This window comes from Pseudomonas sp. NPDC079086 (genome assembly GCF_044542155.1).
Classification (GTDB): domain Bacteria; phylum Pseudomonadota; class Gammaproteobacteria; order Pseudomonadales; family Pseudomonadaceae; genus Aquipseudomonas.
Genome location: NZ_JBITTY010000001.1, coordinates 1,429,404 through 1,453,841, shown reverse-complemented (window position 1 = coordinate 1,453,841; position 24,438 = coordinate 1,429,404). Strand labels below are relative to the sequence as shown.

General features: G+C 62.6%; 20 protein-coding genes. 10 read left to right on the top strand and 10 right to left on the bottom strand.

The annotated features are described in order from the left end of the window. Positions 1-14 precede the first annotated feature (14 nt). Positions 15-455, top strand: a complete 441-nt coding sequence (locus tag ACIGEK_RS06755) for a DUF411 domain-containing protein (RefSeq protein ID WP_397492549.1) — start codon at positions 15-17, stop codon at positions 453-455. Between the two features lie 70 nt (positions 456-525). Continuing rightward, positions 526-1,401: a neutral zinc metallopeptidase gene (locus ACIGEK_RS06750; protein WP_397492548.1), complete on the top strand. Its 876-nt coding sequence runs from the start codon at positions 526-528 to the stop codon at positions 1,399-1,401. Positions 1,402-1,488: 87 nt separating this feature from the next. On the opposite strand, the gene ACIGEK_RS06745 is transcribed toward ACIGEK_RS06750, so the two are convergent. Beyond that, a complete protein-coding gene (locus ACIGEK_RS06745; RefSeq protein WP_339523143.1) occupies positions 1,489-2,376 on the bottom strand; it encodes a PA4780 family RIO1-like protein kinase in 888 nt (295 codons plus the stop codon). Positions 2,377-2,724: 348 nt separating this feature from the next. Here ACIGEK_RS06745 and ACIGEK_RS06740 point away from each other — a divergent pair, with 348 nt between their 5' ends. Then, a complete protein-coding gene (locus ACIGEK_RS06740; RefSeq protein WP_397492547.1) occupies positions 2,725-3,129 on the top strand; it encodes a DUF2218 domain-containing protein in 405 nt (134 codons plus the stop codon). A gap of 36 nt (positions 3,130-3,165) precedes the next feature. On the opposite strand, the gene ACIGEK_RS06735 is transcribed toward ACIGEK_RS06740, so the two are convergent. Continuing rightward, positions 3,166-4,056 (bottom strand): LysR family transcriptional regulator, encoded by an 891-nt coding sequence (locus ACIGEK_RS06735; RefSeq protein WP_397492546.1) that lies wholly within the window; start codon positions 4,054-4,056, stop codon positions 3,166-3,168. A gap of 100 nt (positions 4,057-4,156) precedes the next feature. Between ACIGEK_RS06735 and ACIGEK_RS06730 the strand changes: the two genes are divergently transcribed. Further along, the gene (locus ACIGEK_RS06730; protein ID WP_397492545.1) at positions 4,157-4,798 is read left to right on the top strand and encodes an NAD(P)-dependent oxidoreductase; all 642 of its coding nucleotides are present in this window, start codon (positions 4,157-4,159) and stop codon (positions 4,796-4,798) included. A gap of 25 nt (positions 4,799-4,823) precedes the next feature. After that, a complete protein-coding gene (locus ACIGEK_RS06725; protein WP_397492544.1) occupies positions 4,824-5,105 on the top strand; it encodes a DUF2218 domain-containing protein in 282 nt (93 codons plus the stop codon). Here ACIGEK_RS06725 and ACIGEK_RS06720 read toward each other — a convergent pair whose 3' ends face one another. Next, a complete protein-coding gene (locus ACIGEK_RS06720; protein ID WP_397492543.1) occupies positions 5,106-6,293 on the bottom strand; it encodes an HD domain-containing phosphohydrolase in 1,188 nt (395 codons plus the stop codon). It lies immediately after the preceding gene. Between the two features lie 13 nt (positions 6,294-6,306). Continuing rightward, a complete protein-coding gene (locus ACIGEK_RS06715; RefSeq protein ID WP_397492542.1) occupies positions 6,307-9,813 on the bottom strand; it encodes a response regulator in 3,507 nt (1,168 codons plus the stop codon). A gap of 122 nt (positions 9,814-9,935) precedes the next feature. Between ACIGEK_RS06715 and ada the strand changes: the two genes are divergently transcribed. Then, positions 9,936-10,973 carry a bifunctional DNA-binding transcriptional regulator/O6-methylguanine-DNA methyltransferase Ada gene (gene ada, locus ACIGEK_RS06710; RefSeq protein WP_397493094.1) on the top strand — a complete coding sequence of 346 codons (1,038 nt, stop codon included), beginning with the start codon at positions 9,936-9,938 and terminating at the stop codon, positions 10,971-10,973. A 226-nt stretch (positions 10,974-11,199) separates the two neighbouring features. Here ada and ACIGEK_RS06705 read toward each other — a convergent pair whose 3' ends face one another. Further along, entirely contained in the window at positions 11,200-12,477 is a 1,278-nt protein-coding gene (locus tag ACIGEK_RS06705; RefSeq protein WP_397492541.1) for an acetyl-CoA C-acetyltransferase, read from the bottom strand. Between the two features lie 159 nt (positions 12,478-12,636). Here ACIGEK_RS06705 and ACIGEK_RS06700 point away from each other — a divergent pair, with 159 nt between their 5' ends. Further along, complete coding sequence (locus ACIGEK_RS06700; protein ID WP_397492540.1) at positions 12,637-13,992, top strand: 3-oxoacyl-ACP reductase; 1,356 nt, start codon at positions 12,637-12,639, stop codon at positions 13,990-13,992. A 181-nt stretch (positions 13,993-14,173) separates the two neighbouring features. Here ACIGEK_RS06700 and speA read toward each other — a convergent pair whose 3' ends face one another. From speA to ACIGEK_RS06675, 5 genes are all read right to left on the bottom strand, one after another. Next, positions 14,174-16,087 carry an arginine decarboxylase gene (gene speA / locus ACIGEK_RS06695; RefSeq protein WP_397492539.1) on the bottom strand — a complete coding sequence of 638 codons (1,914 nt, stop codon included), beginning with the start codon at positions 16,085-16,087 and terminating at the stop codon, positions 14,174-14,176. 124 nt (positions 16,088-16,211) lie between these two features. Continuing rightward, complete coding sequence (locus ACIGEK_RS06690) at positions 16,212-16,583, bottom strand: translation initiation factor Sui1 (protein WP_275961578.1); 372 nt, start codon at positions 16,581-16,583, stop codon at positions 16,212-16,214. Between the two features lie 19 nt (positions 16,584-16,602). Next, positions 16,603-16,794: a hypothetical protein gene (locus ACIGEK_RS06685; protein WP_397492538.1), complete on the bottom strand. Its 192-nt coding sequence runs from the start codon at positions 16,792-16,794 to the stop codon at positions 16,603-16,605. Positions 16,795-16,854: 60 nt separating this feature from the next. Continuing rightward, on the bottom strand, positions 16,855-17,391 hold the full coding sequence (locus ACIGEK_RS06680; protein WP_397492537.1) for an NUDIX hydrolase: 537 nt from the start codon (positions 17,389-17,391) through the stop codon (positions 16,855-16,857). A 3-nt stretch (positions 17,392-17,394) separates the two neighbouring features. Continuing rightward, a complete protein-coding gene (locus tag ACIGEK_RS06675; protein ID WP_397492536.1) occupies positions 17,395-18,468 on the bottom strand; it encodes a DUF2333 family protein in 1,074 nt (357 codons plus the stop codon). A gap of 307 nt (positions 18,469-18,775) precedes the next feature. Between ACIGEK_RS06675 and ACIGEK_RS06670 the strand changes: the two genes are divergently transcribed. The 3 genes from ACIGEK_RS06670 (at position 18,776) to dsbD (ending at position 24,424) form a co-directional block, all read left to right on the top strand. Next, a complete protein-coding gene (locus ACIGEK_RS06670) occupies positions 18,776-20,395 on the top strand; it encodes a diguanylate cyclase (protein WP_397492535.1) in 1,620 nt (539 codons plus the stop codon). A 160-nt stretch (positions 20,396-20,555) separates the two neighbouring features. Next, positions 20,556-22,520 (top strand): methyl-accepting chemotaxis protein, encoded by a 1,965-nt coding sequence (locus tag ACIGEK_RS06665; RefSeq protein WP_397492534.1) that lies wholly within the window; start codon positions 20,556-20,558, stop codon positions 22,518-22,520. 137 nt (positions 22,521-22,657) lie between these two features. Further along, complete coding sequence (gene dsbD / locus ACIGEK_RS06660) at positions 22,658-24,424, top strand: protein-disulfide reductase DsbD (RefSeq protein WP_397492533.1); 1,767 nt, start codon at positions 22,658-22,660, stop codon at positions 24,422-24,424. The last annotated feature ends 14 nt before the right edge of the window (positions 24,425-24,438 follow it).

Genomic DNA, 24,438 nt, shown 5'->3' with positions numbered 1-24,438 from the left:
CCAGGAGTCCCCCCATGCGCCAGTTGCTTGTTCTCGCTGGGCTGCTTGTCAGCAGCCTGAGTTTCGCCGCCGAACCTCTGACCATCGACGTGCACCGCGATGCCAACTGCGGCTGCTGCAAGGCCTGGATCAGCCACCTGCAGGACAATGGCTTTACCGTGGTCGATCATGTCGAAACCGATATGAGTGCGGTCAAACAGCGCCTGGGCGTACCGCCGCGCCTGTCCTCGTGCCATACCGGGGTAATCAACGGCCAGTTTGTCGAAGGCCATGTACCAGCCGCCGATATTCTCAAACTGCGCCAGCAGCCCGATCTGCTCGGCGCGGCCGTGCCCGGCATGCCCGCCGGCTCACCGGGCATGGAATACGGCAATGTACGCGACGCTTATCAGGTTATCGGCCTGGATAAACAGGGCGCAGAGCGGGTGATTAACGAATACCCCACCATCGAATAAATAACGACTGAACTGGCGCTGCTCACGCCAGCGGACAACACTCAAGCTCGGCACACACAGGACGATAGCGATGCGCTGGAAACGCGGAAGACGCAGTGACAACGTGGTGGACGCCCGCGGCAGCGGCAGTGGCTCACGCATGGGCGGCGGCAAAGGCCTGACCCTCGGCGGGGTGGCCATCGTGGTGATTATCGGCCTGCTCAGCGGCCAGGACCCGATGCAGATCCTCGGCCAGCTGGCCGGGCAAGCCATGCAGGGCGGCTCTATCAGCGCGCCACAAAGCTCCGCGCCGGCAAGCAATGACGAGCAGTCGGAATTTGTTCGCGCGGTACTTGGCGATACCGAGGATACCTGGCAGGAAATCTTCCAGAGCGCCAACCGCCAATACCGCGACCCGACCCTGGTGCTGTTTCGCGGTGGAGTGAATTCCGCCTGCGGCTTCGCCAACTCAGCGGTCGGGCCGTTCTATTGCCCTGGCGATCAGCGGGTGTATATCGACCTGGCGTTCTTTCGCGAGCTAGAACAGCGTTTTGGTGCGGCCGGCGACTTTGCCCAGGCCTATGTGATTGCCCATGAAGTCGGCCACCACGTGCAAACCCTGCTCGGCGTCTCGGCCAAGGTCAACGCTGCCCGCCAACGTGGCGAACGAGTGGAAGGCGCCAGCGGGCTTCTGGTGCGTCAGGAGCTGCAGGCTGACTGCCTGGCGGGCGCGTGGGCCTTCCATGGCCAGCGCCGGCATGACTGGTTGGAACCAGGCGATATCGAAGAAGCGTTGAATGCCGCCAACGCCATCGGCGATGACCGCTTGCAGAAACAGGCGCGCGGCCAGGTGGTGCCGGACTCCTTCACCCACGGCACCTCGGAACAACGCGTGCGCTGGTTCAAGACCGGTTTCGACGGCGGTGATATCGGCCGTTGCGACACCTTCAAGGCCACGCGGCTTTAAACGCGTCGCACATCCTAGAAATTCAGAGCAAAAAAATGCCGCTTACCTGGTCAGGTGAGCGGCATTTTTCTCAGCAGCACTCTCAGCCTATTGCGCCCAAGGTGGCGGAGGCTCTTCACCCTTGGGCGCATCTTCGGCATTCAGCAACGCCTGGCGCCGCTCCTCATCAGCCAGTGCCGCCTTGATTTCACGCATCACCGCGTCGATATCGGCTTCTTCTTCCGGGTCATCGAACTCGCCAGTCAGCGGGGTTTCCGGGGTCAGTTCACCGGCCTCATACAGCGCCCACATTTCCTTGGCGTACTTGGTGAACTTCAATTCCGGGGCAAACTGGCCGAAGTAGGCGGACATGTTGCCGACATCACGTTCAAGCATCTTGAACGCATGGTTGTTGCCGGCAGCGTCCACCGCCTGCGGCAAGTCGATGATCACCGGGCCACCGGGATCAAGCAGTACGTTGAATTCCGACAGGTCGCCATGCACCAGACCGGCGCAAAGCATCTTCACCACTTCATGAATCATAAAGGCGTGGAATTCGCGGGCATCGTCCGGGTGTAGGTCGACATCGTTAAGGCGCGGTGCTGCATCGCCTTCGCCGTCATCGACCAGTTCCATCAGCAGCACGCCTTCAAGGAAGTCATACGGCTTGGGCACCCGCACCCCGGCGTTGGCCAGGCGGAACAGCGCAGCAACCTCGGCATTCTGCCAGGCGTCTTCCTGGCCCTTACGACCGTACTTCGAGCCTTTGGCCATGGCCCGAGCATCGCGGCTGTTGCGCACCTTGCGGCCTTCCTGGTACTCGGCGGCCTGGCGGAAGCTGCGTTTGTTGGCTTCTTTATAGACCTTGGCGACGCGCAGTTCTTCGCCGCAGCGCACCACATAGACCGCGGCTTCTTTACCGCTCATCAGCGGGCGTATCACTTCATCGACCAGCCCGGCTTCGACCAGGGGCTCAATACGTTTTGGCGTCTTCATCAGCTTTAATCAGGGGTCCTGTGTTGCCCAAGTCGTATCTGCCGCCCGTTATACGGCAATCTTTACGCAGCGCCCACCCTCCTGTCAGCACGCTCCGCAATACCGGTGCCTACCCAGGCCTGTCTGACACCGTGCAAACCGCTCAAACACGCCGACTGGCGGTGTTTCATGGCTAACCAGATGAAGCAAACCAGGCGCTACAAGCACGTGCTCGATGCAACCAAAAGGCTTTAAGCACTGTCCCATGGGCTACAAATTTGCCAGTCGCTCATGCCTTAACGCACTGGACCTGACCTTTACCCCGCGAAGGCGCTTTGCCTGAGCCTGCAGTGATCGGGGGAGATAACCATGAAACGTGCCCAATCTGGCATCAGCAGCATGACCCAGAGGCCTAGCCTCTACCCGCGCAACGTACTGGATACCCTCGCCGCCCAGCGCCATGCACACGCTGAGCGCTGCAACGGTATCAGCGCTCCGTGGATTGCCTCCAGCTATGTCGCCACCCCTACGCCGGCGCGTTATATCAGCCGTCTGTGTACGCAGTTCGCCCACAAACTGCCGGTCAGTTTCGATGAGCAGCACGGGCGCATCGAATTCGCCTTCGGCCTCTCGCACCTGCATGCGGACCGAACCGGCCTGCATATCACTGCCCTGAGTAATAACCCGCAAGATCTGGACAAGCTCAAGCACCTGATCGCCGCGCACTTCGAGCGTTTTGCCTGGCAGGCTGAGCTGAGCCTCGACTGGCAATAGCAAGCGGCGAAAACCACCACCATTTTTCCGCAGCGCTCAGGGTGCCAGCAGATGCTGGCGCAGCGCTTCGATGGCGTAACGCACCTTGGCCGGTTGCGCATCGCGGCGCGGCGTCACCAGATAGATACCGAATGGCGGCATACGCCAGTGCGGCAGCAGCTCGTGCAGGCTGCCATTGGCCAATTCCTCACGCACCTCATGCTCCGGCTGCAGCGATACGCCCATGCCGGCCAGGGTGAAATGCCGTACGGCGAGAATATTGTTGCAGCCCACCCGGCTTTCCACCCGCAGCTTCTCCACCTGGGCATTCGGCCCATGTAGCTCCAGCATGTTGAACGCGTTCTCACCATGCAGAATCAGCCAGTCCAGACCGATCAGATCCTGCGGGTGATTGATCGGTGGCTTGGCCAGCAAGTAGCTCGGCGCGGTGCACAGCAGCATGCGCGTATCACCGATATGCCGCGCCACCAGGCTGGAGTCCTCCAGATGGCCGACACGGATCGCCAGATCGATGCGCTGCTCGACCAGATCGACCTGCTCATCATGGAAAAACAGCTTGAGACTCAGGCCGCGGTGCGCTTGCAGCAGCGGCGCCAATGCCGCGCTGAGCCGCCGCCCGGAAAAGCCCACGGGCGCGGCAATGCGCAACTCGCCCACCGGTGCATCGCGCAACTCTGCCAGGCGCTGCTCGGCCTGCTGCGCCAGCGCCAAGACCTGGGCGCAGCTCTGATAAAACGTCGCGCCCGCCTCGGTCAGGGTCAGCTTGCGCGTGGTGCGGTGCAGCAGGCTGACCTGGGTACTTTCTTCGAGTTTGCGAATCTGCTGGCTGACCGCAGAGGCCGTCATGCCCAACACCTCGGCCGCCGCCACCATGGAGCCACGGTCGACCACGGTGGCGAACACCGCCATGCGCTTTAACTGCTCCATTCATAAGCCCTGCTTAATAGTTAAAGCCTTTTTAGCCTATTTTTCTGACCTTTACCCATCTGCGATTATCTCTCTCACGTAATCCCACCTGGAGAAACCCATGAAACTCGCTCTGATCGGCGCCAGCGGCTTTGTTGGCGCAGCTGTTCTGCAAGAAGCTTTAGACCGTGGTCATCAGGTCAGCGGCATCGTCCGTGACCCCGCGAAACTGCCGCAGCACCCAGCGCTTAACGCAGTGGCTGGCGATGTCTACAACACCGAGGCATTGGCCGAGCAACTCAAGGACCATGACGCGGTAATCCACGCGTTCAATCCGGGCTGGGGCACGGCGGATATTCACCAACGCTTTATCCAGGGTAGCCAGGCGATCATCGCTGCCAGCAAACAAGCCGGCGTGCAGCGCCTGCTGGTGGTCGGTGGTGCAGGCAGCCTGTATGTCGCACCGGGTCTGCAGTTGATCGACACCCCGGACTTCCCCGCCGAATACAAGGAAGGCGCAGAGGGTGCACGACAGGCCCTCAACCTGCTCAAGGCTGAAACCGCGCTGGCCTGGAGCTTTATCTCGCCACCCGCGTTGCTACAACCCGGCGCGCGCAGCGGGCAGTTTCGCATCGGCGGCGACCAGTTGCTGATGAACGGCAACGCTCCCGCTCAGATATCCATCGCTGACTTGGCCGTAGCAATCATCGATGAGCTGGAGCGCCCGCAACACCTGCGCCAGCGCTTTACCGTCGGCTATTAAGCCGCCCCTAAATCAGGAGAAACCCATGCAACTGAACGCCAACGCCTATGTCGCCACAGACACGCCAGCTCGCTATATCAGCCGGCTGTGCAAACACTTCGCTCACAAAATCCCGGTGAGTTTCGATGAACAACAGGGCCGTATCGAGTTCGACAGCGGCCTGGCCCTGTTGCAGGTAGAGGCCGACGGCTTGCGCCTCAGCGTGCAAAGCGCCAGCAGCGAAGGCCTGGAAAGCCTGAAGAAAGTGGTGAGCAGTCACTTCGAGCGCGTTGCCTGGCAAGCCGAGCTAAGCCTCGACTGGCAGTAATCAGCTCGCCGGCAAGGTCAGTTCGATGCTTTCCCCCAGCGACTCATCCAGGCGCTGCAGCTCTGCATGAATCGCCGCTGCGTCGTCAGCCAGACGCTGGGCGATGTTGGCGAAGTCATCGGCAGCTTCGATAAAGGCCAGCACCACCGATGGATCGAAGCGCGTGCCACTGGCCGCGCTGATCTGCTTGAGCGCGTCGGCATGGCTGCAGGACGATCGGTACAGGTGGTGGCTGGTCAGCTCTTCATAGGCGCCGAGCACCGCCATCAATCTCGCCGGCAGCGGAATCTGCTCGCCCAGCAAGCCCTGCGGATAGCCGCTGCCGTCCCAACATTCATGCTGGCTGTAGACGATATCGCGGGCGTCGCGCAGGAAATCGGTGACGTTACCCAGCTTGGCCTCGGCAGCTAGCAGAGCATCACGCCCAGCTTCGGTATGCCGGTGCAGCAGTTGCAGGTCCTCACCCTGTAGCTGCTGGTTCGGATTGAGCAGAATGCGATCCGGCAGTACCAGTTTGCCGATGCCATGCAACAGTGCCGACTTGCCCAGTTGGGTGATGCGTTCGCGGTTCAGCTCATCGGTCAGCGTCGGCTGCTGATGGGCTAGCGCCGTGGCCAAGGTGGTCATATAGGGTTCGATGCGCGCCAGGTGCTTGCCACACGGGTTGTCGCGCATGGCGGCGAGGCTGGCCATGGCCTCAATGGTGACTTCTTGCAGGCGCTGCATGTCGCGGGTGCGGCGGCGCACCTCAAGCTCCAGGTACTCACTCTTGTCACGTAGAAAATCCGCGCCGGCCTTGAGCTGCAAATGTGCGTGTACGCGGGCGAGTACCAACGGCGGGCTTATCGGTTTGGTGATGTAGTCCACAGCGCCGAGGTCAAAGCCCTGTTGCTCGTCAGCCACCTCGGTCTTGGCGGTAAGAAATATCACAGGAATATCCGCCGTGGCCGGGTTGAGTTTGAGCAAGCGGCAGACTTCGTAACCGTCCATCTCCGGCATCATGATGTCGAGCAGGATCAGGTCCGGCTGCTGGCTACCGGCGGCAATCCGTAGCGCTTTGACACCACTGCTGGCGACCTTGACCCGGTATATACCGAGCAGCAGCCCGCTCATCAGCTCAAGGTTTTCCGGGGTATCGTCCACCACCAGCACCAAGGGCTGATCCGGCCGGTCGAGTATGTTGTCCATCACCACTCCCCACTCATAGTGTCAGTTGCCGTTGCCCGGCTGCGGCTTGCAGCAGCGCCAGCGCCTGCTCGAAGTCAAAACCACGCACCGCTGCAGCCAGCGCCGCGTAGTCAGTAGTAAAGGCGCTGCGCAGCAGTTCAGCCTGCTCATCGAAGAGTTTTCCGGCGCGCGGATCATCCTCGGCGAACAGCCGCTGCAGCTGCCTGCATACTTGCAGCAGCTGCTCGGCATCCACCGCCACCAATTCTTGCGGCTGCGTGGCGGGAAACTGCGAGTTAATCGCCACCACCAGACTCTCCAGGCTTTGTTGCAACTCAGCGAGCAGGCCGCCCAGCTCATCGTGACGAGCATCCTTGATCGCACTTTCCAGGGCCGCAGCCTGAGCCGCCAGATCCGTCGCACCAAGGTTGCCGGCCAGGCCCTTGAGGCTGTGGGCCAGACGCTCGGCACTTTCCTGCTGATTAGCCGCCAGCGCGGCACGCAGCTGCGCCGGGAAATCAGCCTGGCTGGCAGCGAACTTGCCGAGCAAACGTTGATACAGCTCGCGCTTACCGAGTACCCGGCGCAGGCCGCTGTCGATATCCACGCCCGGCAGCTGCCAGTCCACCGCCGCTTCGGCTACGCGGGGCGACTCAGCCAGAGGCTCGGCCTGGGGCGCCATCCAGCGCGACAGGGTATGCCACAGCTCGTTCGGCTCAATCGGTTTGCCCAGGTGATCGTTCATCCCCGCCTCCAGGCAGCGCTCGCGGTCGGCAGGCATGGCGTTGGCGGTCATGGCGACGATTGGCAGCTGGGCAAAGCGCGGCTCGCGGCGGATTGCCTCGGTGGTGGCGATGCCATCCAGCACCGGCATCTGCATGTCCATCAACACCAGGGCGTAATAGTCATCGGTATGGCTGCGCAGCAACTCGAGGGCGATGCCACCGTGCTCGGCTTGATCGATCTGCAAGCCGCTTTCCTGCAGCAGACCGCAGGCCACCTCGCGGTTCAGCTCATTGTCTTCCACCAGCAGCACGCGCAAGGAGCTGAAATTGGGAATCTGCTCACCCGCCGGCAAGCGCGCAAAGCCCTGCGCCGGGCCTTCGCCGGCCAGGCTGCGAATCAGCGAATCGAACAGCAGCGAAGGGTTGAGCGGCTTGAGCAGCACATCCTCGACGCCGACCTTCTCCGCCCCCAGCAGCACCTCCTCACGGCAATGGGCGGTGACCATCAGCAGGTGCGGCGGCGGTTGCAGGTTGAGTTCGCGCACCCGGCGCAGGGTTTCGATGCCATCCATGCCAGGCATCTGCCAGTCGACCAGCAGCACCTCGAACGGCTCACGCTGCAAACTGGCCTGTTGCACCTGCTGCAAGGCGGCCATGCCCGAGGCCACGGCTTCGACGCGAAAGCTCATGCTTTCCAGCATGTCGTGCAGCACCTGGCGTGCGCTGTCGTTGTCATCCACCACCAGCACCTTGCGCCCGCGTAGATCAGCCTGCGGCAACAGACGCTGGGTTTGCTGGCGAGCAATACCCAGCGGTACCCGGCACCAGAACAGACTGCCCTGTCCCGGCAGGCTCTCGACCCCGACGCTGCCCTCCATGGCCTCGGCCAGGCTTTTGCAGATGGCCAACCCGAGGCCGGTGCCGCCGTATTTGCGGGTGGTCGAGGTGTCGGCCTGCTGGAAGGATTCGAACAAACGGCCCATCTGCTCGGGCGTCAGGCCGATACCGGTGTCGCGCACGCCAAGGAACAGCAGCACCTGCTCTGCGTCATGCTGCTCGACGCGCAGGATCACCTCGACTTCACCCTGTTCGGTGAACTTCACCGCATTGTTGGCGTAGTTGATCAGGATCTGCCCTAGGCGCAGCGGGTCGCCGACCAATTGCTGCGGCAGCTGCGGGTCGAGGTTGAACACCAACTCCAGGCCCTTGGCCGCGACCTTATCGCCGATCAGGTTGGCGAGATTTTCCAATACAGGCTGCAGGCCGAAGTCGATGCGCTCGATGGTCAACTTACCGGCCTCGATTTTGGAGAAGTCGAGAATGTCGTTGATGATCCCCAGCAGGTGCTGGCCGGATTGCTGGATCTTGCCCAGGTAATCGCGCTGGCGCGGGGTCAGCTCGGTTTTCAGGGCCAGATGCGACATGCCGATGATCGCGTTCATCGGCGTACGAATTTCGTGGCTCATATTGGCGAGGAAGTCCGATTTCAAGCGCGCCGCCTCCTCAGCCAGTTCCTTGGCCTCGGCCATGGCCTGCTCCGCCTGCTTGCGTGCGGTGATGTCGCGACTGATGCCCACCAGGCCGAGCAACTGGCCCTGCTCGTCGTAAAAAGTGCTGCGCAGCGTGTCGAAGATCACCCGCCGGCCATCCGGGTAGATTGAGAAGCCCTCGCTTTCAAAAGGCTGCGCCTGACTTCTGGCAATGCGGTCATGCTCAGCGCGCGAAGCGGCCCAGGCCGGGTCAAGCAGCGATTCGTCACGCTGGCCCTGCACCGCCTCACTCGACTGGCCGAACAGCGTGGCGCAGGCCTGGTTGATGCCAACATAACGACCGTCGACGTCCTTGAACCAGATCGGATCGGGAATCGCGTTGATCAACGCCAGCAAGGTGCTGCGCTGACGGCTGGCCTCGGCCTCGGCGCGCTGACGCTCGGCGATCTGCACGGTCAGGCGGCGGTTCCACACCAGCACGAAAATCACCAACGCCAGCAGGCCGAGTAAGTAGGGCCAACCTACGGCCAGCAGGCGCCGCCAGTTGAATGCGGTCAGCGGCGGCAGCCAGCGCTCCTTGATCGCCTCCTCCTCGGTGTCACTCAGGTCATTCATGGCCAGGTTGAGCAGGCTCACCAGCTGCGGCCAGTCGGGGCGCACGGCAAAGCGAAACTCACTGGATGACAAGCCGGTTTCGCCGCGCAGCTCGAGATTGGTCAGGTTCAACTCGCGGATCAAGTAGCTGGCCACAATCATGTCGCCGACATAAGCGTCGGCGCGCCCGGACGACACCGCGCGCAGCGCTGCCTCGGTGTCGCCAACCTCGAGCAGCTGCACACCCTCGACTTGCTCACGCAGGGCCTGCTGCAGCGCATAACCGCGCTCGATGGCCACCCGCTTGCCGGCCAGATCGCGGGTGCGCTGCACTGCCTGATCACCGCGGGTAAAGATCAGGCTGCTGCTGGTCAGATAGGGCTCGCTGAACGCCATAAAAGCTTCGCGTTCGCCGGTCTTGGCCACCGAGGGCAGCAAGTCGACCTGGCCGCTGCGCAGGGCTTTCAGCGCGCTATCCCAGTCGTCCATCAGCACCGGCTCAAAGCGCAGGCCCAAACGCTGACCGAGCAGCGCCAGGTAGTCGCCGCTGAGGCCGCGATGCTGACCTTGCTTGTCCAACACATCAAACGGCGGCCAGCCGCTGCGCTCAATACCCACGCGGATCACCGCGTGCTGGGCGGTCCAGTCGCGCTGCTGTTCGTTCAACGGCAGCGCCGCCACCGCCAATGTGGGCAGCAGGCATAACAGCAACAGACAGCAGAAGCGCGACATGTCGGCATCCTTGCGGGCGATCCGGTGCTCTTCAGCGTAGCCACCACTTTGAAAGTCAGATGTGGATTGGCAGGTTGGCCCATGCAGCCGACAATCAACCGATGATTATTGAGGATCGCGCCATGCTCGATGCCGACCGCTGCTGGCAAGCCGTTTGCGCCCGTGATGCCGCGCAGGATGGGCGTTTTGTATTTGCCGTGCGCAGCACCGGCATCTATTGCCGGCCCAGTTGCCCGGCGCGGCGGCCCAAGCGGGAAAACGTCAGTTTCCATGTTGATGCTGACGCCGCCTCGAGCGCCGGCTTTCGCCCGTGCAAACGCTGCTCGCCGCAGGGGCAGAGCCTGGCCGAACAACTGGATGCGCTGGTTGTGGCCGCCTGCGCGTTGCTCAACACCAGCGAGCAGCCGTTGCCCCTCACCCAGCTTGCAGCGCGTATCGGCCTGTCCGCTTCTCACCTGACACGCGCCTTCAAGGCACGCACCGGGCTGACGCCGAAAGCCTGGAGCGAGGCGCAGCGCCGCGCACGCCTGGAGCAGCAGCTGCCGACTGCAGATAGCGTGCTGGATGCCGCGCTGAGCGCCGGTTACTCCGGCACCCGTGCGCTATACCAGCAGTCCGCCACGCTAAGCCCGGCGCAACGGCGCAAGCAGGCGGCAGGTGAACAGCTGCGCTACAGCATCGCGCCCTGCCCGCTCGGACACTTGCTGCTGGCCAGCAGTGCCAAGGGCATCTGCGCGCTGCTGTTTGGTGGCGACCCGGCGCAGCTGCTGGGTGAACTACAGCAACGCTTTGCCGCAGCAGAGCTGCATGCGGATAACCCAGGCCTGGGCGATAGCTTGCGCCAGGTGCTGGCGCAGATCAGCGAGCCGCAGCGCGCAGCCCAGTTGCCGCTGGATATTCGCGGCACGGTCTTTCAGCAGCAAGTCTGGCGCGCCCTGCAGCAGATCCCGTCGGGGCAGACCCGTAACTACGCCGAACTGGCCGCACAACTGGGCAGCCATCCACGCGCCGTAGCCCGCGCCTGCGCCAGCAATCCGCTGGGTCTGCTGGTGCCCTGCCACCGGGTGATATCCAGCAACGGCAGCCTCAGTGGTTATCGCTGGGGGCTGGCGCGCAAGGCGGCGCTGCTTAAGGGCGAAGCCGATACCCAGGCCCAATAGTCAGCCTCAGCCCGAACTGTCAGTTGAATGCCAGTCTTGGGTGGGAGGGGCTTTAGCCGCGACGTGTAGCGCCGCCAAGATCTGTCGCGGCTTAAGCCCCTCCCACGGAGCGCGCAGTCATCAAATGACGCGCACAAAAAAAGAGCGGCGCCACTTGCGTGGGCCGCTCCAAATCACGGAGTTGCATACATCAGTACCCGCACAAAACGCGGATACGGCTGTTTGATTACTTTTCCAGGATTGCAGTCACACCTTGACCGCCGGCAGCGCAAATCGAGATCAGTCCACGCCCTTCCTGAGCCACTGACAGCAGCTTGGCCAGGTTGGCAACAATGCGCCCACCCGTGGCAGCAAACGGGTGACCAGCCGCCAGGGAACTGCCCTTGACGTTCATCTTGCTGCGGTCGATGGAACCCAGCGGCGCATCCAGCCCCAGACGGGTCTTGCAGTAATCGGCGTCTTCCCACGCCTTCAGAGTGCAGAGCACTTGAGCGGCGAAAGCCTCGTGAATTTCGTAGTAGTCAAAATCCTGCAGCGTCAGCTTGTTGCGCGCCAGCAAACGCGGCACCGCATAGGCCGGGGCCATCAGCAGACCTTCCTTGCCGCCGACAAAATCCACCGCCGCCGCTTCGCCATCCTTCCAGTAAGCCAAAATTGGCAGGCCACGGGCCTTGGCCCAGTCTTCACTGGCCAACAGCACCAAGGACGCGCCATCGGTGAGCGGCGTGGAGTTGGCGGCAGTCATAGTGCCGCGCGGGCTGCGCTCGAAGCAGGGCTTGAGGGTGGCGAGTTTTTCCAGGCTGATATCGGCGCGCAGGTTCTGGTCACGGGTCAGGCCACGGAACGGCGTCAGCAGGTCGTCGTGCCAGCCTTCGGCGTAAGCGGCGGCGAGCTTCTGGTGACTGGCCACGGCCAGTTGATCCTGCTCGTCACGCGGAATGGCCCAGGTCTGCGCCATCAGCTCGCAATGTTCACCCATCGACAGCCCGGTACGCGGCTCACCGTTACGCGGAATCGCCGGAGCCAGATGGCGTGGACGAATCTGCAACAGGCTCTTGAGCTTGTCGCCAGTACTCTTGCCGCGATTGGCCTGCAGGAGAATCTTGCGCAGCCCTTCGTTGACCCCAATCGGCGCGTCCGAGGTGGTATCGACGCCGCCGGCGATGCCGCACTCGATCTGCCCCAGGGCGATTTTGTTGGCCACCAGCAACGTCGCCTCCAGGCCTGTACCGCAGGCCTGCTGCAGGTCATAGGCAGAAGTTTCCGGAGCCAGACGTGAGCCCAGCACACATTCGCGGGTCAGATTGAAGTCGCGCGAGTGCTTGAGCACGGCACCGGCCACCACTTCACCGAGGCGTTCGCCGTGCAGGTTGAAGCGCTCGACCAGGCCATCCAGCGCGCTGATCAGCATCTCCTGGTTGCTCGCAGTGGCATAGACGGTATTGGAGCGGGCGAACGGAATGCGGTTACCACCAACGATGGCGACGCGGCGCGGCTGGGTCATGGACGACTCCTTAGCAGAAATGAATGGCGCACAGGCTAACCTGTCACTGCAGTGTGGCATTGGCCGCCTTGCCGGCACAGCAGGCGGCGCGGTCAATTGCGCATTTCTGCGGCCTGCGTAGAGTGGGCGCACTTTTGATCCATGCGCAGGAGCCACTCCATGTCCGACCGTTATCTCGCCTTTGCCAACTCCACATCCGGTCGCCGTCTGGTAAGCGCGCTCGGCCTGCCCGCGCCGCTGCTGCTGGAGCGCTGGATGGCCGGGCGCAGCCGGCCGGTAGACGGCGCTCTGCTGCTGGGTGGCGAAGGCAGCCTGACCAACGCCGTACTGCCGTTTGCCAACAAACTGACCGACGCACTGTTCGCCGCCCGCGAAGGCCAATTCGAGCTGCCGCGCTGGACCGCCGAACACGGCCCCAAGCTCAAGGCACTGGTGTTTGACGCCAGCGGGCTGACCCGCTTCGAGCAGCTGATCGAGCTGCGTGATTTCTTCCAGCCAGCCTTCAAGGGCCTGGATAAATGCCCGCGCGTGGTGATCCTCGGCCGCGCCCCGGAATCGTTAAAAGACCCCATCGCTGCCAGCGTACAACGCTCGCTGGAAGGCTTTAGCCGTTCCCTGGGCAAGGAAATTCGCCGCGGCGGCAACGTACAACTGATCTACGTCGGCAAAGGCGGCGAGGCGCAGCTGGAAGGCGCGCTGCGCTTCTTCCTTTCGCCCAAAAGCGCCTATGTCTCCGGCCAGGTGCTGCGCCTGAATGCCTGCGCCGAGCAGGTCAAAGACTGGACCCGCCCACTGTCTGGCAAGAAGGCTCTGGTCACCGGGGCATCCCGTGGCATTGGTGCAGCCATCGCCGAAACCCTGGCCCGCGACGGTGCTGATGTGGTGCTGCTGGATGTGCCACCTGCCAAAGAAGCCCTCGACGCACTGGCGGCCCGCCTCGGCGGTCGTGCGCTGGCCCTAGATATCTGCGCCGCAGATGCTGCCGCGCAGCTGGTTGACGCGCTGCCGGACGGCATCGATATCGTCGTGCACAACGCCGGCATCACCCGCGACAAAACCCTGGCGAAGATGAGCGACGAGTTCTGGAACTCGGTGATCAACGTCAACCTGAACGCGCCGCAGGTACTGACCCAGGCCCTGCTGGACGCAGGCAAGCTGCACGACAACGGCCGCGTGGTGCTGATCGCCTCGATCAGCGGCATCGCCGGCAATATGGGCCAGACCAACTATGCGGTGAGCAAGGCCGGCGTGATCGGCCTGGCCCAGGCCTGGGCGCCGACCCTGGCAAAGCGCGGCATCAGCATCAACGCGGTGGCACCGGGCTTTATCGAAACCCAAATGACCGCTGCCATCCCACTGACCATCCGTGAAGCAGGCCGGCGGATGAACTCCATGGGCCAGGGCGGCTTGCCGCAGGACGTCGCCGAAGCCGTAGCCTGGTTCGCCCAGCCAGGTTCGGGTGCCGCCACCGCGCAAGTGCTGCGCGTATGCGGGCAGAGCCTACTGGGAGCTTAATCGCCCCCCCAGATTGCATCCGGGCTAGGGGTTTGGCGTAGGGTGGATGACGCTTCACCCATCCACCCTACACCTACCGCTCTGGGCGGCCCCCCCGCATTGCATCTGAACTAGGTTCTTGATCAGCCCGGCATAAAATAAAAGGCCCCGCAGTGCGGGGCCTTTTGCATTCAGCGCGAACTTAGGTCGATAGATAAGACGAACGGGTCAACCCCAGACGCAGCGCATCGAGGAACTGGGTGCGTTCGCGCGGGCTGATCTTGGCGCTGGCCACCTTGTCGCGGTAGTGAGTCATCAGCTCCTCCGGCGACAGGTGCACGTAGCGCAGCATGTCCTCGATGGTGTCGTGGGTCTCGATACCGGCGTGGTACACGCTGCCATCGGCGTTCTGGTAGATGTTCACCGAATCGGTGTCGCCGAACAGGTTGTGCATATCGCCGAGAATTTCCTGATAGGCGCCGACCAGGAAGATCCCCAGCAGGTAGTCCTCACCCTCGCGCACTTCATGCACCGGCAGGCTGGTCTCGATGCTCTGCTCATCGACGTACTGGCGGATTTTACCGTCGGAGTCGCAAGTCAGATCCTGCAGTACCGCGCGGCGCATCGGTTCTTCATCGAGACGATTGAGCGGCAGAATTGGCAGCACCTGGCCGATGGCCCAGGTATCCGGCAGGCTCTGGAACACCGAGAAGTTGCAGATGTACTTGTCGGCCAGCTTGTCGTTCAACTCATCCAGCACCTGACGGTGCGAACGCTGACGCGCCTTCAGCGAGTTATGCAGACGGCGGCACACGGCGAAGTAGCACTGCTCAGCCAAAGCCTTTTCGGTCAGGGTGAGCTTACCGTCGGCGTACTGGCTGGCCACATCGCTCATGTAGTGAGTGGCGCGCCAGTAGGTTTCGGTGACCATCTCAATATCGGTCGGGCCCAACAGCTCAACCAGGTAACGCACGGTTTCCGGCAGGCTGGTGACGTCTTCGATCTTGGGGATCTCGTCGTTGTGTTTTTCTACGTCCGTGACCTGCACCACCAGCATGGCGTGGTGCGCAGTCAGCGAGCGGCCGCTCTCGGAGAAGATGTGCGGATGCGGCAGCTCTTGCGCGTCACAGAACTCTTTGAGCATGCCGACCACGACACCGGCGTAGTCATCCATGTCGTAGTTAATCGAGCTGGCGTTGCGCGAGTGGGTACCGTCGTAATCCACACCCAGGCCGCCACCGACGTCGATATGGTCGACCGGCAGGCCGAGGCCACGCAGCTCGCCGTAGTAGCGGATGGCTTCCTTGAAGCCGTGCTGGTAGTCGGACAGGTTGGCGATCTGCGAGCCCATGTGGAAATGCAGCAAACGGATGCCCTGATCCAGCCCCGCCGCGCGGAAGCGCTCGACCACCGACAGCAGCTGCGCCGCCGACAGGCCGAATTTGGATTTCTCGCCGCCGGTATCAGCCCACTTGCTCGATGCCAGCGACGACAGACGCACGCGCAGACCGATCTGTGGCGCGACCTTGAGTTCGGCCGCCTCCTCGATCACCAGCTGCACTTCGGATTCTTTCTCGATCACGATAAATACGTTGTGACCGAGCTTCTGCCCCATCAGCGCCAACTTGATAAATTCGCGGTCTTTGTAACCGTTGCAGACGATGGTGCCGCCCTTCGGCGCCAGCGCCAGCACGGCCATCAGTTCAGGCTTGGAGCCGGCTTCCAGGCCGATGGAGACGTTCTGCGTGGCGATGATGTTTTCCACCACCGCTTCCTGCTGGTTGACCTTGATCGGGTACAGCGCGGTGTAGGGGCTCTGGTATTCCAAGCGCGCGATATTGGCGTCAAAGGCACCAGTCAGCTGGCGCACGCGGTCTTGCAGGATGTCCGGGAAGCGCACCAGCAACGGCAACGACAAACCGCTGGAACGCAGTTCATCGAGCTGTTCGTAGAGGTCAATCGGCGTGCTTTGCGGGCCATTCGGGCGCACCTCGACACGGCCCTTGTCATTGATCGCGAAATAACCCGCGCCCCAATGGCGAATGCCGTAGACGCTACGGCTGTCCGCTACGGTCCACTGGCTGCCGTCATCTTTACGTGTGCGTCGTGCAGACATCGATGTCTCCCTTGCTGGCGATAGTGGCCTTGGCACAGCCAAGACGCGTACAGATTAAAGTCTGGAAATGACGATTGCTCAGCTGTGACCAGGGCCCAGCTGAGGAAGTTTAGAAAAGACTGGCTTAGCCGCCGGATTTCTTGGCTTTAAAGCCGTGCTTGATCAGCTCGGCAATCAGCAGCTCGACGTGGTCACCCTGAATCTCGATCACCCCATCCTTGAGCGAACCGCCGCATCCGCAGCGTTTCTTCAACGCGCTGACGAGGTCCTTCAGCGGCTCTTCGGCCAGGGGCACACCGCTGATGGTGGTCACCGTCTTGCCGCCGCGACCTTTGGTTTCGCGGCGCACGCGGGCGATGCCATCACCTTCGGGGATCAGGGTCTGTTTACAGATGCAGGCGTCCACCGGCTGACTGCAGTCCGGGCAATGCCGGCCGCTGTCGGTGGAGTACACCAGGCCGCTGAGCGCGGCAAATGAGGAAGCTTTCTTGACCACCGGTAGGTCCTCGAAGGGGTCAGGATAGCGACTGGTCGACTGCGTGTTCGGAGTCGACCGCGAAGCCCCACTCTGGCAGGGGCAGCGCACCCTGGCGATACACGGCCAGGGCTTGAAGGCCGCGCAGTGTAACGGCAAAAGCCGCGACTGCTAAGTGTAAAAATGCGCCATTAATCGGCGGATTGGCGACGTTGTTCAGGATGCCGAACAAAACGTCCAGATATCCTGCACAAAGCCAGGGCTGACGCGGGGTTTGGTCGTTATTGAGGGCCTAGCGAGTGGCTGCCAGATAGCGCTGCAAAGCGGCCAACGAGTCGGGGCAATATGGCAGGTGCTGCGTCTCGGCCAATGCCTCGCCGATGGAGATAAAACGCGCCTCCAACACTTCCTCCGGCTGCAAGCGCAGCGTCGCATCGGACACTGCCGAGTAGGCCATGCACCACAGGCGGCTTTCCGGCGCGTCGTAGAGAAAATGCGCGTGCTCAACCAGCGGCGCATCTTCGATACCCAGCTCTTCAGCCAGCTCGCGCGCAGCGGATTCGGCATAGCTTTCGCCTTCGAGCACCATGCCACCGGCCGCCACGTCCCAGTAACCGGGATACAGCGCCTTACTCAGGGTACGGCGATGAACGCAGAGCAAGCCGGCACTGTTGAACAGCAGGATATAGGTGCCGCGCCCGAGCAGATGCCGCGCGCGCAGCTCGCTGCGCAACACACCGCCGAGCGGACGATCGTCCTCATCGACCCAGGCAATGCGCTCAGCATCGGAGGCGGCGCGGTGCGCCACCTCGGCTTCGGACCAGGCCACCGATCAGCCCTGCGACAACAGTTGGCGCAGATCGATCAGCCCGGCGTTGGCGCGCGAGATGTAATTGGCCATTACCAACGAGTGGTTGGCCAGCAGGCCATAACCGCTACCGTTGAGGATCATCGGGCTCCACAGGGGTTCCTGTGCTGCCTCCAGCTCACGGATGATCTGACGCACGCTGACAGTGGCGTTCTTCTTCGCCAGTACATCGGCAAAGTCCACCTCAATCGCACGCAGCAGGTGCGCCAGCGCCCAAGCCTGACCGCGAGCCTCGTAGAACACGTTGTCGATCTGCAGCCATGGCGTTTCGTAGTCCACCCCTTCGACAAAATCGGCCTGCACCATACCGTTAGCCAGGCCTGGATCGACCTCGTTGGTATTCAAGCGTACCCGCCCAACGCTGGCCGAGAGACGCTGTGACAGCGAACCCAGGCGTGTGGCGGCATCGCCCAGCCAGTTGTTCAGATTATCGGCGCGGGTATAGAACTGCGCATTGGACTGACTCGGATCGGCAAGGCGGGCCAGGTAACGGTCCAGCGACTTGATGCCTTCTGCGTACTCGGCCTCGGAGGCCGGCAGCGCCCAACTCTTGTTGTCGAAGTGAAAGCGCGGTTCGGCTTTGGCCAGGTCCGGGTCTTCGGTGGATTGCGATTGCGAGCGGGTGAAATCCTTGCGTAGCGCGCGGGACATATCACGCACCTGCACCAGCACGCCAAACTCCCAACTCGGCATGTTATCGAGCCACAAGCCTGGCGGAGCGAGGTCGTTGGACAGGTAGCCGCCCGGCTTGTCGAGCAACGTATTGGCCACCTGCTTGAGGGTTTCGGCAGTGGTGTAACCACTCACCAGCTTGTGCCCGCGCGCCTGGGACGCTGCCTCGGCGCGCTGCTGCACGGAGAATTGCGCCGGCTCCTGACTCCAGTACCAACCGACCACCAGCGCCACAACCAGATAGAGCCCCAGCAGGCCAGCGACCGTACGGATCGCCAGGCCTCCGGTAGATGTGCTCGATGAGGTTTTGACGGTGCCTGCCGCGCTATCAGTCGCTCCGGCAGTTCGATTCTTCCAATCCAGCATGGCAATGTCCTTTTTTTACCCAAGTAGCAAGCTCGCAACCGGACTGCACAAACCGGCGGCGCTCATTCGACCACAACCCTCATGCAGGGTTGCGCAACTGCCTTGCACTATAAGGGAAGCGCGACCCACTGCGCAGCGCTGAAGGGCAAACTTAGCGCCGGTTAAGCCGATTACGTATCTGTGATGTCATAGACAGAAGGCCGACGCCAATAGATCGACGGTGCTCGCAATAATTCAAACGAGTGTTAGCATTGCTAGCACTAAGCCATCACCCGCAGCCTCGTACTGCACCTATCGAAACCGGGCCATGATCGAGCAAGAAGACCCCAGCCGCGACCGCCTCAAGCAGCACTTCGCCCAGCGCGTGATCAATCAGGCGCGTCAGGTATTGGAAGTCTGGCAGCGCCTGCAGCGCAGTGAGTGGAACGAAGCCGGCATGAGTGAACTGCGCGAGGCGACGCAATTGTTGCAGCGCTATGCCGAACGCTTCGATCAGGCCGAGCACAGCCAACTGGCCCAGGAAATCGACAGTTGCCTGCAACTAGTGGCCGATAACCGTGGCCGCCTCAACAGCGAACTGATCAGCCAGCTCAACCAACTGCTGCAGCGCCTGTCACGCACCGGCCTGCGCCACGGCGACCGTTTCGAACAAACCGTGCTGCCGCCGCTGCGCAAACCGGTGTACCTGGCCCTGCAGCACCTGGAGCGCGCCGAACAGCTGGTGCAGCGCCTGGAGTTCTTCGGCATGAACGCCATCGCCCTGGACAGCGCCAATGCGTTTCGCAACGCCATGCGCGAACGCCACCCGGCGGCGATTCTGATGGAAGTCGACTTCTCCGGCCCCGGCTGCGGGCTGCTTCTGGCGAAAAGCGTACAGGAAGGCCTGGAACACCAGATTCCGCTGCTGTTCTTCAGCCCGGAAGACACCGATACCATGACCCGCCTGTCTGCCGTGCGCGCTGGCGGCCAGGAGTTCTTCACCGGCAGCCTGGACGCTTCGAACCTGTTCGAGCGCATCGAGGTGCTGACCCACGTTTCGCAATACGAGCCCTATAAGGTGCTGATCATCGACGATTCGCGGGCCCAGGCCACGCACACCGAGCGCGTACTCAACAGCGCCGGCATCGTCACCCGCACCCTGATCGAGCCGATCCAGGCCATGAGCCATCTGGCCGATTTTCAGCCGGACCTGATCATCCTCGACATGTACATGCCCGAGTGCAACGGCCCGGAACTGGCTCAGGTGATCCGCCACAACGACCGCTACGTCAGCGTGCCGATCATCTACCTGTCTGCCGAAGACGACCTCGATAAACAGCTCGATGCGATGAGCGAAGGCGGTGACGACTTCCTCACCAAGCCGATCAAGCCACGCCACCTGATCGCTACCGTGCGCAACCGCGCAGCCCGCGCGCGCAGCCTCAAGGCGCGCATGGTGCGTGACAGCCTGACCGGCCTGTACAACCACACCCACACCCTGCAACTGCTCGAAGATGCGCGCTTTCGTGCCGAACGCGACGGCCAGCCGCTGAGCTTTGCGATGATCGACATCGACTTCTTCAAGAAGGTCAACGACACCTACGGCCACCCCATGGGTGACCGCGTGATCAAGAGCTTGGCGCTGTTTCTCAAGCAACGCCTGCGCAAGAGCGACCATATCGGTCGTTATGGCGGTGAAGAGTTCGCTGTGGTTATGCCGGACACCGACGCAGAATCGGCGCGCCGGGTACTCGACGAAATCCGCCAGCGCTTCGCGGAAATCCAGTATTCGGCGCAGCCGCATGACCTGTCCTGTACCTTCAGCTGCGGCATCGCCCAGCTGGCTCCGCAACTGGACGGCAAACTGCTCTCACAGCAGGCCGACCTGGCGTTGTATGTGGCCAAGCACGGCGGGCGGAATCAGGTGGCGATCTATCAGGGCAACTGAGCACGCTCACCCTGCTCCGCACCACTGACTACCCGGCAGAAAACTGTGACGCAGTCGGCACCGTCATATTACGGTCACGAAAAAGCAATAAATTCTGAGGCTTAGCAGCCGCCTGACATATGCGTCGGCGGCCGGAACCGTTCGTTATCGGTCGAGCCTTATGCGCCTGAAATCCCTTACCAACCTCAACACCCTGCTGCTGGTCACCGTTTGTGCGGCCTTGGCCGTGACGCTCTGGTGGTCGCAGCGCGCCCTGGAGCGCCCTTATTTACTGATGGCGCGCTACCTGAGCCTGTCCCAGCAATTTCAGGGCGAAGCCGCGCAGAACATCAGCGTCTACCTAGAAAGCGGAGACGCCCTGCGCCATAGCGCTGCCCTGCAATCGCTGGCCAGCCTCGAACAGGCCATCACTGAATTGCCTGCACAGCTTGCCGATGATTTGCGCCCTAGCCTGACGGAGCTCACAGCATTCAGCACCAACGAGCTACTGGCAGCTGGCAAACTCTCCGCCGACCCGCAAGGCCTGCTGCTACAAGCCGAACGGGAAATGGACGCAACGCTTGAGCAACTTGCGCAGTACGCTGACAGCGGCGAAACCAGCATCGCCGTCAATTACCGCAAACCGCTGTTTAGCGCGGCACGCCATCTCACCCGCCTGGCCCATGCCCGCGACAAGCTGGTGCGCAGCGGCCGCAGTGAGCTGGCCAGCGAAGTCGAGCGCGAGCTAGCTGCCCTGAGCAAAGAGGCGCAAGCGCTTAGCGACCTGCCGCTGCTCGGCGTGGTCGACGCCAGCCAATCGTCCAGCGATTCGTTTGCCGACATGCTGGGCTTGGACGCCAGCAGCGAGAGCAGTCAGGCTGAAGACCGTGGCATTGCCCTCAAACGCGACCTGGCCAACCTGATCAGCCGCTACCCGGCCGAGCTGCAACGCACCCGCAGCCTGATCGAACAACGCAGCGCTCTGGCCAATAGCACCCGTACGCAGATTGATCAGGTGCAGCAAGCACTGGCTGCGCTGGAACCCTTAGTGCGCGCCGAACACGGGCGCATCCAGGGCGAAGTGCAGCTGATCCTTGGCCTGATGATCGGCCTGATTCTGCTGATCGCGCTGATCATAGACACCATCCAGCGCCGCCTCACCCGCGTGCTTGAACGCCTGGTTCCAGCCCTATCGGCATGGGCCTCTGGCGACTTTGCCAATGATATCCATCTCGGCTCAAGCACCCGAGAGCTGCGCGATATCGAAGAGTCGCTAAACCGCCTGCGCGCCTATCTGGTCGATCTGGTCGGCACCATTCGTCGGCACGCCGAACAGGTAGTCGGCTCCAGCCGAACCCTGGCCGACCTAAGCGGCGGCCTGCACAGCGGCGCCGGACGCCAGGCCGGCGACACCGCGCAGATCCGCGATGCCCTCGGCGAACTGCAGGCCACCATCCAGCAGGTTGCTGGTGATGCCAGCCAGGCCGCCGACGCTAGCCGCGACGCCAACCGCGCCCTGGAACAGGGCCAGCAAGTGATCGGCCACAGCCTTACCGGCCTGCATTCGCTGGTTGATGAGGTGCAGGGCAACGCCCAGGCCATCGAACGCCTGGCCGAGGAAACTGCGACCATCGGCAATGTACTGACCGTCATTCGCGGCATCGCCGAGCAGACCAATCTACTGGCCCTGAATGCCGCCATCGAAGCGGCGCGGGCCGGTGAACTGGGCCGTGGCTTTGCCGTGGTCGCCGATGAAGTGCGCTCGCTGTCGCAACGCACCAGCGGCGCAACGGCGCAAATTCAGGAGCTAATCGGCCGCCTACAACAGGCCGCGCTGCAATCGGTGCAGGCCATGCGTACCCAGGTCGAGCACGCCGAAGCGACCGCCAGCCAAGCCGAAGCCGCCGATGGCGCGCTGGATGAAATCGTTGCGGCGATCCGCACCATTGCTAGCATGGCCGAGCGTATCGCCGATGCCACTGCCCAGCAGAGCGATGCAGTCAGCGAGATTCGCGGCCACAGCGAGCGTATTCATCAACTTGGCGGCGACAATCTGCAGCGCATCGGCGAAGGCCGTCAGCAGGGCGAACAGCTGCAGCAGCTCGGCGGTCAGTTGCATACCGCCGTGCAGGCGTTCAGGGTTTAACAGACGGTTAACGGCTGCTGGCGCGGCAATCTGTCGCGCACCATCCGGCCGCCTGACAAGACCACTTACAGCCTGGGTCGTGCCCTGAACTGCCGGCCTCCGCTATGATGCGGCGATTCCCGCATCACGAGCCTGCCATGCACCGTCTACTCTGCCTGCTTCTGCTTCTGGTCGTACTGCCGGCCAGCGCCGGCCTGTTCGACAAGCCGCCCGCCCCCGCGCAATTCGGCGCGCCACTGAACAACAGCGCGGACTTTCTGCCGGTACGCGAGGCGTTCAAGCTGAGCCTGATCAGCAGCTCCAGCGAGTCGGTGAAACTTCGCTTTGTCGCCGCCGAAGGTTATTACCTGTATCGGCACCGGTTCAGTTTCAGCAGCGAGCCAGCCGATATCAGCCTGGACCAGGCCGTGTTACCGGCCGGCCAGGCTAAACATGACGAGTACTTTGGCGATGTCGAGGTGTACTACGAGGTGCTGGATGTCGAAGTGCCGGTCGACAACCCGGACAATCGCCCCTTCAACCTCAGCGTCAACTACCAGGGCTGCGCCGATAAAGGCCTGTGCTACCCGCCGGAAACCGAAGTACTGGCGATTGGCGGCGGCGCTGTAGCCAGCAGCGCTGCGCCTGCTGCGGCAACGCCGTGGAGCTGGACCGATCTGGCGCTGTTCTTCCTCGGCGGCCTGGCGCTGACCTTTACCCCCTGCGTGCTGCCAATGCTGCCAATCCTCACTGGAGTGGTGTTGCGCGGCCAACCCGGCGGCATGCGCAGCCTGGTGCTGTCGCTGGCCTACGTGCTGCCGATGGCCCTGAGCTTTGCCATACTCGGCGCGCTGATGGGTCTTTTCGGCGCGGAACTCAATCTGCAGGCACGCTTACAGTCGCCCTGGGTGCTAGTGCCATTTGCGATCTTCTTCGCCCTGTTCGGCGCCGCCAGCCTTGGCTTCCTCGAACTGCGCCTGCCAGCAGCAATCGACGGCCGGCTGCAGACCCTGAGCCAGCGCCTGCACGGCGGCACAATTTTCAGCGCTGCAGCACTGGGTGTGCTGTCTAGCGTACTGGTGTCTCCTTGCGTCTCTGCGCCGTTGGCAGGCGCGCTGCTGTATATCAGCGCCAGTGGTGATGCCCTCGGCGGCGGCCTCAAGCTGCTGGCCCTGGGCCTGGGGATGGGCGCACCACTGGTGCTGTTTGCCGTCGGTGGCGGCGCATTGCTGCCGAAGTCCGGCCCTTGGATGCTCACGGTGCGCAACCTGTTCGGCGCATTGCTGATGGCCGTGGCCATCTGGCTGCTTGAACGCGTGGTGCCCGGCCCCGTCAGTTTGGCGTTGTGGGGTTTGCTGGCCGCCGGTATTGCACTGTGGCTCGGCGCGCTGGAACTGACGCCGAAAACCCATCATCAGAAACTCGCGCAACTGCTCGGTCTGCCACTGCTGGTCTACGCCCTGGTGGCCTGGGTCGGCGCACTGCAAGGCCAAGATGACCCGCTGCGTCCACTTGGACGGATGGTCAGCAGCGCTGAAGCCACCCAGGTGCAAACCGGCCAATGGCAAACCATCAGCACTCCCGCCGAACTCGATGCAGCGTTGCTCGCCGCAAAAAACAACGGCAAGCCGCTGCTGCTCGACTGGTACGCCGACTGGTGCATCAGTTGCAAGGTGATCGAACGCGAAGTGCTCAACGCCCCGGAGGTCGGCCGCCAACTGGGCGACTATCAGCTGGTGCGTTTCGACATCACCGAGAGCAACCCCGCGCAACGCGCCCTGCTCGACCGCTACCAGCTGTTCGGCCCTCCAGCGATTCTGCTGTTCGACGCCAAGGGTGACGAATGGTTGGATTTGCGTGTCGTAGGTGAGGTGGATGCAACGACCTTTGCTGCGCGCCTGAGCACAGCACGGGAACGGTTTTAACGCCCCGAGTCATA